This window comes from Microcoleus sp. Pol12B3, from assembly GCF_036701355.1.
Taxonomy (GTDB): Bacteria; Cyanobacteriota; Cyanobacteriia; order Cyanobacteriales; family Microcoleaceae; genus Microcoleus.
In genome coordinates this window covers 18,831-31,260 of record NZ_JAUBQS010000006.1, presented here as the reverse complement: position 1 = coordinate 31,260, position 12,430 = coordinate 18,831, and the positions used below count along the sequence as shown (strand labels likewise).

Genomic DNA, 12,430 nt, shown 5'->3' with positions numbered 1-12,430 from the left:
ATCTTTGATTAATAGGTCAACCGCAGATGCTAGGCAGATAAACACAGATAAACGCATATAATTTCAAGACAATTTATTGTCTGAACTTTATTGATTAAGGGCAACTGTCAACTGTCAACTGAAAACTGAAAACTGTCAACTGTCAACTGTCAACTGTTAACTGACTAATTATCTAAATGAAAGATTTTCTAAAATATACCTGTGCAAGTTTACTGGGAACCTTCCTAGGACTGTTGCTGCTAGGCAGCATCGGATTGGGAGGACTGGTACTGCTAATTGCTCTGGCCGCATCGTCGTCTAAGGATTCGGGCCCGCAAGTTAAAGATAAGTCGGTATTGGTATTAGACCTTTCTTTAAATATTACCGACAGCAAACCGAGCCGTAGCACTGGCGCGGCGATTGAAGAAGTCCTTTCGGAAGATGCCGGGGATACAGTGACGCTGCGGACTGTTTTAGACACGATCGAATATGCAAAAAAAGATCCCAAAATCGTTGGCATTTATCTCGAAGGCAGCTCGGATTCGAGCAGCAGCGGGTTTGCCAACCTCAAAGAAGTTCGAGGAGCCTTGCAGCGTTTCCGAGATGCCAAAAAGCCCATTTTTGCTTACCAGATGGACTGGAATGAGCGAGATTATTACCTCGGTTCCGTTGCTAATACAATAGCAATCAATCCTTACGGCGCTTTGGAACTCAACGGTTTTAGCAGTCAGGCAATGTTTTTCACCGGTGCTTTGGAGAAATACGGCGTGGGAGTGCAAGTGACTCGCGTCGGCAAATACAAGTCAGCCGTTGAGCCGTTTTTGCTCACAAAAATGAGTCCCGAAAATCGCCAGCAAACTCAAAAGTTGCTCGGAGATATGTGGGGAGAATACCTGAAAACTGTCGCCCCGATCCGTAAAGTGACTGTTCCGCAACTGCAAGCGCTTGCAGATAAGGGCGGAACTTTGATGGCTGACGAAGCTCTAAAAAGCAAGTTAGTTGATAAAGTTGTTTACTTTGATGAAATATCGACTGAACTTAAAAAGCTCACAGGAACCGATGGCGAAAACAAATCTTTCAAGCAAATTAGTTTGAAAAACTATGCCAGAGTCGCTGAAGATAAAAACTCAACTCGCGCTGACAAGAAAAACCAAATTGCTATACTTTACGCAGAGGGAGAGATTGTAGACGGCGAAGGGGGCCCGACTCAAGTAGGAGGCGATCGCATCGCTAAAGAAATGCGGAAAATCCGAGAAGATAACGACGTAAAAGCAGTGGTTTTGCGCGTCAACAGTCCCGGAGGTAGCGCGACGGCGGCCGAAGTAATCGGACGCGAAGTGATGCTGACGGGCAAAAAGAAACCAGTTATCGTTTCGATGGGCAATTTAGCAGCATCCGGCGGCTATTGGATTTCGATGGGTTCCAACCGCATTTTTGCCGAACCCAATACGATTACCGGTTCGATAGGCGTTTTTGGAATGCTGTTCAACGCCGAAAAGTTGGCTGCTAACAACGGCCTAACTTGGGACGTGGTAAAAACCGCCCGCTTTGCGGACACTAACACGGTTTCCCGTCCCAAAAATCCTCAAGAATTGGCGAATATTCAGAGGATAGTCGATCGCATTTACGATCGATTTATTACTAAAGTCGCCAACTCCCGCCAACTGCCGAAAAACAAGGTACAAGAAATCGCTCAAGGCAGGGTGTGGTCTGGCACAGCCGCGAAACAGTTGGGTTTGGTCGATGAAATTGGCGGGCTTGAAGATGCTGTCAGAGAGGCTGCTAAGCAAGCTAAACTCGGCGACGATTGGAAGGTGGAAGAATATCCCAAACGCCGCAGTTTGGAAGAGCGAATTTTGGAAAAAATTTCAGGCGTTCACGTTTTGAAACCAGCCACCAAACTCGACCCGCTAACGGCCGAATTTAAGAAAATGCAAGATGAATTGGCTGCGATCAAGTCTATGAACGACCCGCAGGGGATTTATGTTCGCTTGCCTTTCAATTTGCGGATTGATTAATTAATACCAAGTCCGGCATTTTTCCCCCTTTATTCTTCAGTCCCCCTCTGTGCGGAGAAAAGTTTTGCTCTTGAACCGTTGCAAGCGCTGAGTCCGATCGGGGTTTTTAACGCGGATTTGGTAAAAGTAGGCTGACGCATCCTACCAACCACTGAAAAACCCGGTTTCTTGAAGAAACCGGGTTTATGAATACCCTAAAAGTCTATCGACTGGGAATTGGTAGTATTTGTTATGCAGCACGCTGAGTTAACAATCCCCAGATGAAAAGTAGAACGATCGCACCTACAACTGCAAAAGCTATACTGGGTAGAGTCAATGCTCCAAAGGATGCTCCCCCGCTAGTCCCCAGCAAGACTTGACCCAGATAACCTCCCACTAGCGCGCCCAAAATTCCTAAACCTGTTGTTGCCAGAAAACCACCGCCTTGAGTTCCCGGATAAATGGCTTTGGCGATCGCACCGGCAATCAGTCCTAAAACGATCCAAGCAATAATTCCCATTTCTCTTTCTCCTGAATACTTAAACTTTTCTCGTGCCTTGTCTTATGTTTTTAGAATAACAAGTGCTCTCCAGTCCTTACCTCTACCGTAGGGAGGAACCGAAAGTGGTAGGATTTCCCATTAATTGTCGGAGTTTGAGCCTTTTTAATATCTCAAAAGAGTTAACCCACTTTCTCTAGGGAAGAAAGGTACTTATGCTCAAGGCAAAAAGGAAATAGGAGAATTGTTTCTGGGACTTTTTGTGTTTTACTGGTAAAAAAATTACAATAATTTTGTGAAACGAGGAAAGTTTGCGCCCGATGGATCTGACTCTGTGCATGATTGTGAAGAATGAAGAGGCAACACTGTCGCGGACTTTGGACAGCGTTAAAGGTGTTGTGGACGAAATAGTGGTGGTGGATACGGGATCGGGCGATCGCACCCGTGAAATTGCCCGAGAATCCGGGGCGAGGGTTTATGACTTTGAATGGTGCGACGACTTCGCAGCGGCGCGCAATGAGTGTCTGAAGCACGCCCTGGGCGACTGGATTTTGGTGTTGGATGCAGATGAGGTTTTGGTACCGGAGATGGTACCTCAAATGAAGCAGGCAATTGCGAGCGATCGGCTGCTGCTAATCAATCTCATCCGCCAAGAAATCGGTGCCTCTCAATCTCCCTATTCCTTGGTGTCGCGCTTGTTTCGCAATCGCCCCGACATCCGCTTTTCTCGCCCTTACCACGCCATGGTAGACGACAGCGTAGGTGAGATTTTGCAGAGGGAACCAAAGTGGAAAATAGCTGCTCTCCCCGATGTGGCGATTTGGCACTCTGGTTATCAAAAAGATGCGATCGCAGCAAAAAGTAAATTCCAAAAAGCTCAAGCAGCCATGGAACGGTATATCGCTTATTATCCAAACGATGCTTATGCTTGTAGCAAATTAGGTGCGCTGTATGTAGAAACCGGGCAAATTGGGCGGGGAATTAATTTATTAACCAAAGGCTTAACTGCCGAGGGCATTGATGATTCTATTGTTTACGAGCTTAACTATCATTTGGGAATTGCTTATCGCCAGCAGCAGCAATTTGGTAAAGCAAAAGAACACTATCAAGCCGCAATTAATACCAATGTTTTCCCCCCGCTCAAGTTGGGCGCTTACAATAATTTGGGCAATTTGTTCAAAGATGAAGGAGATTTGAAATCTGCTGAAAAAGCTTACAAAGCAGCTTTAAAAATTGACCCCTATTTTGCAGTAGGTCACTATAATTTAGGACTGACGCTGAAGGCAGCCGGAAATTTAGCAGATGCGATCGCCTATTACCGACAAGCGATAAAAATCGATCCCGAACACGCCGAAGCTCATCAAAACTTGGCAGTAGCCTTGCTGAAGATTGGCAAAATGCCAGAGAGTTTAGCAGAATTCAAAAGAGCGATCGCCCTTCACGAACAGCGCCGCCCATTTGAAGCAGAACGCCTGCGCCGGGGACTGCAAGAAATGGGTTTAATGTAACTGAAATTATGGCTTTTATGGGCGGGCAGGATGCCCACCCCACAATCAAATTCTCGTGGAACAGGCCCGAAAGCCTGTTCATTAAAAATATTCCAAGATATGAGATACAACCACTAAAATCAAGCAATTATCTCCACTTTGCCGCTATCCAAATCGTAGCGCCCCCCAACAACTTTAAGCTTGCCCGCTTTGACTGCTTCAGCTAAAATAGGCGACGATGATTGTAAGTTATTTACATTCATTTTCACATTAGCTCTGACTGCGTTATCCCACGCATCGCCTGTTTGACCTTTAGTCGAATCAATTGCGGGTTTAATCGCCGCCACCAAAGTGCTAATGTGACCAGGCACAGTTTTGCCATCTAAAGCTGCTTTGACAGCACCGCAGCGTTCGTGACCCAGAATTACTAATAGTGGCACGCCTAATTCTAAGGCCGCATATTCTATATTTCCGAGAACCACATCGTCGAGAAAATTGCCAGCTACTCGGATATCAAATAAATCCCCCAATCCTTGGTCGAAAATAATTTCGGGAGCAACGCGCGAATCAGAACAAGCCAGGATAGTTGCAAACGGATGTTGACCCTGTGCTACTTCTACAATCCGCGATCGAGCTTGGTCGGGAAATGTCCGTTTTTGCTCAATGTAGCGTTGATTCCCCTCCATCAATTTCTTGAGAGCAGCGTCGGGAGTCAGGTCAGAGATTGCCTCTGCTTTTGCTGCTTGGGCTTGTAAAAGCACTGGTGCCAAGCTTGCCGCGAGCATCCCTGCACCAGCCTTCAACATTAAATTGCGTCGCGAAATCATGCCTTGTTTTCCGCTTTCAGTCATTGCTTATAACTCGGTTCAATTTTTTCTATTTTATAGCATAATATCTACCACAATCTCACTCAGACTTCTTTGATTTTTCTTTACACGCAGCTCCGGCAAAATGTCAACTTCAAAAAAGTGACCTATTTTTATTTCATTCATATTTTATTTAGTAAAGTCAACGGCGGTCATCCTTCTACCGGGATGCTAGAATGTATCTAAAACGAAAATTATTTATCAAGGGCTCGAAATGTCCTACGTCGCCAGCATTCATATCTATCCGGTCAAGTCCCTTGACGGCATAGCAGTCAGTCAAGCAACTATTCTAGCCAGCGGAGCTCTAGAAGGCGATCGCTCTTTTGCAATCTGCGATGCAGCAGGAGAACTGGTTAACAGCAAGCACAACAGCGGAGTCTGTTTTCTACGCTTATCCTTTGACATTAAAAAGAGAATTGCCGGCCTGAAAATTCAAGGCACCGAACAAGAAATATTTTTTCATGTAGATAGAGAACGCTTGGGAATAGAATCTTGGTTGAGCAATTACTTCGGTTTCTCCGTCAAGTTAATTGAAAACTTGCTGACTGGTTTTCCCGACAATCTTGCTGCACCAGGGCCAACCATTATCAGTACCGAAACAATTGCCGAAGTTGCATCTTGGTTTCCGAGAGTTTGCGTTAACGAGATGCGCCATCGCTTGCGAGCTAATATTGAAATAGGAGATGTCCCGGCTTTTTGGGAAGACCAACTTTTCTCACAATCTGATGAAATTGTTAGGTTTAAAATAGGGACTGTAATATTAGAAGGTATTAATCCGGGCCAGGCCTGTCTCCTATCTATGCAAAATTATGCAGCGAAAGAAGCTTATCCAAATTTTAAAAAAATACTAGCAGCAAAGCATAATGAAAGAATGCCTGACTTGGTAAAAAGGCATTTAAATCACATTAGTCGGCTGATAGTTAACACCAGAGTGCCACCTCAATCAGCCGAAAAAATAGTACACATAGGAGACGAAGTTCAAATTCTCACTGCCAGCAAGTCTCTATTTAATACCATTCCTGATTAGTTGTATGGCACGAGCCTTATCACGCCGGCGGCAACTCCAAAGAAAGCTGACCCAACACACCAGTTCTAAAATCGTTTAACATCTGCCGCGCCGTTCGTTCGACATCTCCTTTATACTTGTCTTTTGCGACCTCGTGCAAATAATCTTCACCATTACTAGAGGCTGGATCTAATTTATACCTGGATTTGAAACCAGATAGTGATATCAACGTGTCATCAGCCGCCTCCAGCCCTTGCAGCAAATCTACCATCGCTGCTGCTACTACCTGGTTGTCGTAAGCTGCTTCGCCAATATCTTCGCAAATAGCTAATTTTATGGCATTTTCTTGATTGTTAATTCGGGTTGGGATCACTCCAGGCGCGTCTAATAATTCAATTTCGTCAGAAATGCGAATCCATCGGAGCGATTTAGTTACTCCAGCTCTGCGAGCACTATCTACTACTCTCCGCCCTAACAGCCGATTAATTAGAGCAGATTTTCCGACATTGGGAAAGCCCATCACCACTGCACGGACTGGACGGGGCAGCATACCTCGATCGAACCTTCTTTTATTTAGCTGCACCCCAGCATTCTGCACCGCATCCGCCACAGCGTCTACTCCTTGACCGTGCTCGGCATTAGTAAAATACGCAGTTTCCCCCTGGGCCTCAAACCATGTTTCCCACGCCTCGCGCGATCGAGGCGTAATCATATCCATGCGGTTGATGACCAATACTCGCGGCTTGCCCCCCACCCAACTTGGCATTTGGGGGTGATAAGTAGCCAATGGAATGCGGGCATCTCGGACTTCGAGCACCACATCTACCCGCTTTAGCTGTTCTTTTAATGCCCGTTCAGCTTTGGCAATGTGACCGGGATACCAGTGAATTTTCATTAGTTAGTTGACTGTTGACTGTTGACTGTTGACTGTTGACTTTTGTTACTTGTTAGTTGTTATTAGTTAGTTGTTATTAGTTAGTTGACAGTTGTTATTGGTTAGTTGTTGAATGACAACAGTCAACTGTCAACTGCCAACTGCCAACAGTCAACAGTCAACTGACAACTGTCAACTGACTAAGGCACAATCAAAACTGCACAAGGAGACAGATTGATCACCCGATTGGTAACGCTGTCAGACGCCCCCTCATCGGTTAAACCCATCCCCCGACAGCCCATCACAATCAAATCGGCCCCAATTTCGTCAGCCACATCGCAAATCGTGAAAGCAGGTTTGCCTTCCCGTTCGATGATTTCAGCTTCAATTCCCTGCTGGGAAAACATCGATTGGGCCTCAGAAAGAAGTTTGGCGACTGCTTCGGGGGAAGTCATCACCTCTCGCGCGGGGGCGTCGGCCTCCTCGGCTGGGGGCTCGACTACCGAGAGAATAACTAAGCGAGAACCGTAGGTTTTCACGATATTGACCACCTTTTCGGCAGCTTCGCGGGCTTCTCGGCTTTGATCTACAGGAAATAAGACAGTCTTGAACATACTGCGCATCTCCGGGACGCGGACTCCGATAAAATGTTTACGTTGAGCCAATCAGTGCCGTTTGTTTCATCTTCCGTTTTTTGTACGGACGCGGTTGAATGCGTCCGAGGCCCAAGTGCAAGTGACCAGTGCCGCCATTTCAACGGAATTCGACAAAAACACACATATTAGGAGGTTAATCCTGTGACAAAAAAAACTGTAGCAAATTTATCGGCATCGGACTTATCGGGCAAACGGGTATTGGTACGGGCGGACTTTAACGTGCCGCTCGACAACGGCAATATCACCGATGATACTCGCATCCGGGCGGCTCTGCCGACAATTCAAGATTTAGCGTCCAAGGGCGCTAAGGTGATTTTGTGCAGCCACTTCGGCCGTCCCAAGGGTGTGACAGAGAAGTTGCGCTTGACGCCGGTTGCTGTGCGCCTGTCGGAATTGTTGGGTAAAGAAGTCAAAAAGACTGATGACTGCATCGGTGATGAAGTCGCTGCTACAGTCGCCGGGATGCAAGATGGCGATGTGCTGTTGCTGGAAAATGTTCGCTTCTATCCAGAGGAGGAGGCAAACGACCCGGAATTTGCTAAGAAGTTAGCTTCTGTGGCCGATTTGTATGTCAATGATGCTTTTGGTACGGCTCACCGGGCTCACGCTTCTACTGAAGGCGTTACTAAGTACCTGAGTCCTTCTGTGGCTGGGTTTTTGATGGAGAAGGAACTGCAATATCTCGGCAGTGCGATCGACAATCCTCAGCGTCCTTTAGCTGCTATAATCGGCGGTTCTAAGGTTTCCAGCAAGATTGGAGTCATTGAAAAACTGCTCGAAAAGTGCGACAAACTGCTGTTGGGCGGTGGCATGGTTTTCACCTTCTACAAAGCTCGCGGCTTGAACGTTGGAAAGTCTTTGGTGGAAGAGGACAAGCTGGAACTGGCTAAGTCTTTGGAAGCTAAGGCGAAGGAACGGGGAGTTGCTTTTCTGTTACCTACTGATGTGGTAGTTGCTGACAAGTTTGCTGCTGATGCTAACACTCAAACTGTCTCTGTTGAAAGCATCCCCGACGGTTGGATGGGTTTGGATATCGGCCCGGATTCAGTAAAAACTTTCCAAGATGCTTTGGCCGATTGCAAAACTGTTATCTGGAACGGGCCCATGGGCGTGTTTGAGATGGAGAAGTTTGCTGTGGGAACTGAAGGTATCGCTCATTCTTTGGCGGGACTTACTAAAACTGGTACTACCACCATTATCGGTGGTGGTGACTCGGTGGCGGCTGTTGAACAGTTGAATTTAGGTGAACAAATGAGCCACATTTCTACTGGTGGCGGTGCTAGTTTGGAGCTGCTCGAAGGTAAGGAATTGCCTGGTGTTGCTGCTTTAGATGAAGCTTAATTAAGTTAAGTAGGGCGGGCTTGGCCCGCCTTGCTGTCAGCAGGTCTATATCCTTGGCTGCAAATCATTTTTTTGAAGATTTAGCGCAGAGGGCGCCGAGAACGAATAGCAAGAGAAAAGAGAGAAGGATATCGGTTTAAAGTCTATAGTTTGCTAGTATAATTTGTTTGAAGTAGCAGTGAGGTTTGTTTGTGAAACTTAAACTCTTGGCAACTGTAACGGCAAGTTTAGCTTTGTTTGGGCTGGTAGCTCCCGTTAAAGCTCAAAATCCCGATCATGTTAGGCAATTGCTGGAAACTAAAGAGTGCGAGGGCTGTGACTTGAGAAATGCTGATTTGTTCAAGGCTAGCTTGTACAGAGCTAATTTAAGAGGAGCCGATTTAAGCGGAGCAAATCTTTATGAAGCTAATTTGCTAGAAGCGGACTTAAGTGATGCTAATTTGGCAAATGCTAACTTAGTTAATGCCGAGATGTACGGTGCTGAATTGAATGGTGCTAATCTGCGAAATGCGGATTTGTCTAATGCTTTTTTGGGGCGAGCGAATCTGACGAGTGCGGATTTGCGCGGTGCTAAACTTTTTAATGCCAATCTGGGGGAAGCTTATCTGCTGCAAGCTAATTTGTCGAATGCAGATTTGAGGCGTTCGCTGTTGTTTAGAGTTAATTTGAATCGTGCGAATTTAAGCGGAGCGGATATGTCTTTCGCCGATGTGCGCGATACTAATTTGCAGAATGCTATTTTGTCAAATACTAGGCTTCCTAGGGCTCAATTGACCGGGACAAATATTGATGCGGCGAATAACGTGCGGCAAGCTGATTTGGAACGTGCCAACTTGCGAGGTACGAATTTGGGGCCTGGGGTTTGCGTGATCACTACTTTTCCTTATTGTGTTTTGAATGTGGAATAATCTGCTTGCTGAGTGCGTCAGCCTCCATTTTTTTTGCAGCTACGGGAATTTTTGCTCCCGCCCAAAAACCGATAGAAGCCTCCGACTTAAGTCGTGGAAAGAGCAAAATTTTAGACTAAAGTTGTAGCTCCCAGATGAATCTGTGGAATAAATCTAAAATCTAAAATTTAAAATCTAAAATCGACTGACCCGGCCCAAAAACCGATAGAAGTCTCCGACTTAAGTCGTGGAAAGAGCAAAATTTTAGACTAAAGTTGTAGCTCCCAGATGAATCTGTGGAATAAATCTAAAATCTAAAATCGACTGACCCGGCCCAAAAACCGCTAGAAGTCTCCGACTTAAGCCGTGGAAAGATCAAAATTTTAGACTAAAGTTGTAGCTCCCAGATGAATCTGTGGAATAAATCTAAAATCTAAAATCTAAAATCGACTGACTGGCTGGCTGGCGCACCCTAGGTTGAGATCCGAGTTAAGTTTGAGGCGGTTTGTACCCTCTTTCGAGGGCAAATCTCACAAGCTGTGCCCGATTTTCTAGCTGTAATTTGCTGAAAATGCTGCCTAAATGAGCTTGCACAGTCCGGGGGCTAATAAACAGCCGATCGCTAATTTGTTTGTTAGTATAACCCTGGATAACCTCCCAAAAAACTCTTTCCTCGGCTGGTGTTAAAGGCAAAGGTGCAGGTGCTGGCAATACTGCCACAAATTGTGGTTCCACCGCCCTACCGCTAGAAGTTTGAAGCAGTCGGACAATCTCGGCGTGAATCCGGTGAGAGCGCTCTAACTGCGCCTTTACCTTAGCTAAGATTTCTTCAGACTGAAAAGGTTTTACCAGATAATCGTCAGCGCCGATCGAATGACCTTCAACTTTTGACTCAATCTCCCCTTGACCAGACAAAAATATAAACGGGACTAACTGTCCCAAACGGGTAGTTCGCAAACGGCGACAAAACTCAAACCCGTCCATTTCCGGCATCATCACATCTGAAATTACCAAATCAGGGGGGGCATTTTCAAACATTGAGAGCGCCTCCACCCCTGAATTAGCGCATTCCACCCGATATCCCTGACTTTCCAAGTACATTGCTAAGACTGTTTGACAGTCTGCTTCGTCGTCAACCACTAATATTCTTTCCATGACAGGCTTGCACCAATTCCAGTTGGACAGTTCTTGAAACTGCCAGTCCCAAAGTAGGAACTTAAATGAGTTTACCTCCTGCAACTGGATAAAGGCTCACAATTTCAAGACGCCACACTTTCTCAAATAGTCCAATTAGGAGCGCCTAGCGCATAAAAGCGGAAGCAGTAGAGCAATATGGGGAATATCCTTATTTGGTTCGCATATCATCAAAAGCTACAACTTTTTATGAGGAAGCGTCAACTTTTATGCAGAAAATAGAAGGTAAAAGAAAGAATTTAATCCTGTAAAACTGAAATCTGGGTGACACTTATACTATTCCTAGACCCGACATTGAAAGGTTTTTAGATTTTTCAGGTTCGGATACAGGTACAAAAGGGACAGCGCGAGCAGCTCCTGCTGGGGGCGGCGCGAACCAACTCGGGTCGGCAACCAACATACTTTCAATTATCGGTGCGGGTTCGGGGCGACTGAACAGATACCCCTGCATGATATCGCACTGATGTTGTTTCAAAAAATCTAGTTCTGCTTCTGTTTCCACTCCCTCAGCAATTACTGTCATATTCAAACTGTGACCAAGTAAAATTACTGCTGTAGTAATAGCAGCATTTTGAGTATCTTCGCTGGCATTACGGACGAAAATTCGATCGATTTTTAAAGTGTCAAAAGCAAATTGCTTAAGATATCCTAAAGTAGCGTAACCGGTGCCGAAGTCGTCAATAGCAATCCGAATTCCTAGAGCTTTAAGTTCGTTTAAAGTAGCGCCTGCTACAGTCGCATTTTCCACCAAAGCGCTTTCGGTCATTTCTAATTCTAAATTAGCAGGCTCTAAACCTGTAGTTTCCAATATTTGGACGATTCGCGCCTTGAGTTCCGGGTCCGACAACTGCCGGGCCGACAAGTTTACTGATATTGTAAAGGGCGAAAACCCCGCCGCCAGCCAACTAGCGGCTTGAGCGCAAGCTGAAAGCAGCACCCACTCGCCAATCTGAATAATTAAACCTGTTTCTTCTGCTAAGGGAATAAATTCGCAGGGAGAAATTATACCTCGATCGGGATTTTGCCAGCGCACTAAAGCTTCAGCGCCGATAACTTTGCCGGTAGCAATATTCACTTGTGGCTGATAATATACCTGAAACTCACCTTGTGCCAAAGCGTGGCGCAACAAAGCTTCGAGAGCAAACTTTTCAGGAGAGAGGGTCGTAACCTTAGTGGAGTCGTTAACTAAATCTTTGAGTCTGGCTTCTGCTTGGTGAAGCGCGACTGTCAGCGGTTGAGTAATAGTTTGCCGTTTCAAGACGCGAGAAGCAATTGCTCCTAGCAATTCAGCTTTGGTAAACGGCTTTGTCAAGTAATCGTCTGCGCCCAATTCCATCCCCCGACGAAAATCGGTTTTGTCACTTTGAGCCGTGAGGAAAATAAATGGAATTGTTGCAGCTAGCGAGTTTTGCCGCAGAGTCCGCAACACGTCATAACCGTCGAGTTCCGGCATCTGCACGTCGCACAAAATTAAATCCGGTATCTCCGAAAGTGCCATCTGCACCCCAGCTCGACCGTTTTCAGCCGCAATGACCCGGTAGCTGTGAGATTCCAGGAGTTGCAGAAGAGTTTCCCGGATTAATTCGTCGTCCTCAATTACCAAAATTTTGAGCATGATACTTAGATAACAGATGGCACTCTATA

The 12,430-nt window shown here is 45.9% G+C and carries 11 protein-coding genes; 5 read left to right on the top strand and 6 right to left on the bottom strand.

The genetic code is table 11. From position 1 onward, the window contains the following. The first annotated feature begins 176 nt into the window (after positions 1-176). Positions 177-1,997, top strand: a complete 1,821-nt coding sequence (sppA, locus tag QUA53_RS04545) for a signal peptide peptidase SppA (protein WP_333094654.1) — start codon at positions 177-179, stop codon at positions 1,995-1,997. Positions 1,998-2,226: 229 nt separating this feature from the next. Here the strand turns inward: sppA and QUA53_RS04540 are convergent, their stop codons facing one another. Next, the gene (locus QUA53_RS04540) at positions 2,227-2,496 is read right to left on the bottom strand and encodes a GlsB/YeaQ/YmgE family stress response membrane protein (protein WP_333037423.1); all 270 of its coding nucleotides are present in this window, start codon (positions 2,494-2,496) and stop codon (positions 2,227-2,229) included. 299 nt (positions 2,497-2,795) lie between these two features. On the opposite strand from QUA53_RS04540, the gene QUA53_RS04535 reads away from it, so the two are divergent. Next, entirely contained in the window at positions 2,796-3,983 is a 1,188-nt protein-coding gene (locus tag QUA53_RS04535) for a tetratricopeptide repeat protein (RefSeq protein WP_333094653.1), read from the top strand. Positions 3,984-4,102: 119 nt separating this feature from the next. Here the strand turns inward: QUA53_RS04535 and QUA53_RS04530 are convergent, their stop codons facing one another. Continuing rightward, a complete protein-coding gene (locus tag QUA53_RS04530; protein WP_333094651.1) occupies positions 4,103-4,813 on the bottom strand; it encodes a carbonic anhydrase in 711 nt (236 codons plus the stop codon). A gap of 229 nt (positions 4,814-5,042) precedes the next feature. Between QUA53_RS04530 and QUA53_RS04525 the strand changes: the two genes are divergently transcribed. Further along, a complete protein-coding gene (locus QUA53_RS04525; protein WP_333094649.1) occupies positions 5,043-5,855 on the top strand; it encodes an MOSC N-terminal beta barrel domain-containing protein in 813 nt (270 codons plus the stop codon). 19 nt (positions 5,856-5,874) lie between these two features. Here the strand turns inward: QUA53_RS04525 and ylqF are convergent, their stop codons facing one another. Together ylqF and QUA53_RS04515 are read right to left on the bottom strand one after the other, a co-directional pair. Continuing rightward, on the bottom strand, positions 5,875-6,729 hold the full coding sequence (ylqF, locus tag QUA53_RS04520; protein WP_333094647.1) for a ribosome biogenesis GTPase YlqF: 855 nt from the start codon (positions 6,727-6,729) through the stop codon (positions 5,875-5,877). A gap of 179 nt (positions 6,730-6,908) precedes the next feature. Then, positions 6,909-7,322 (bottom strand): universal stress protein, encoded by a 414-nt coding sequence (locus QUA53_RS04515; protein ID WP_333094646.1) that lies wholly within the window; start codon positions 7,320-7,322, stop codon positions 6,909-6,911. 183 nt (positions 7,323-7,505) lie between these two features. Here QUA53_RS04515 and QUA53_RS04510 point away from each other — a divergent pair, with 183 nt between their 5' ends. Continuing rightward, positions 7,506-8,705: a phosphoglycerate kinase gene (locus tag QUA53_RS04510; RefSeq protein WP_333094644.1), complete on the top strand. Its 1,200-nt coding sequence runs from the start codon at positions 7,506-7,508 to the stop codon at positions 8,703-8,705. A gap of 191 nt (positions 8,706-8,896) precedes the next feature. Continuing rightward, positions 8,897-9,613, top strand: a complete 717-nt coding sequence (locus tag QUA53_RS04505) for a pentapeptide repeat-containing protein (protein ID WP_333065852.1) — start codon at positions 8,897-8,899, stop codon at positions 9,611-9,613. Positions 9,614-10,081: 468 nt separating this feature from the next. Here the strand turns inward: QUA53_RS04505 and QUA53_RS04500 are convergent, their stop codons facing one another. Both QUA53_RS04500 and QUA53_RS04495 read right to left on the bottom strand, forming a co-directional pair. Then, entirely contained in the window at positions 10,082-10,747 is a 666-nt protein-coding gene (locus tag QUA53_RS04500) for a response regulator (protein ID WP_333072892.1), read from the bottom strand. A 310-nt stretch (positions 10,748-11,057) separates the two neighbouring features. Beyond that, positions 11,058-12,401 carry an EAL domain-containing response regulator gene (locus QUA53_RS04495; protein WP_333094642.1) on the bottom strand — a complete coding sequence of 448 codons (1,344 nt, stop codon included), beginning with the start codon at positions 12,399-12,401 and terminating at the stop codon, positions 11,058-11,060. Positions 12,402-12,430 lie beyond the last annotated feature (29 nt).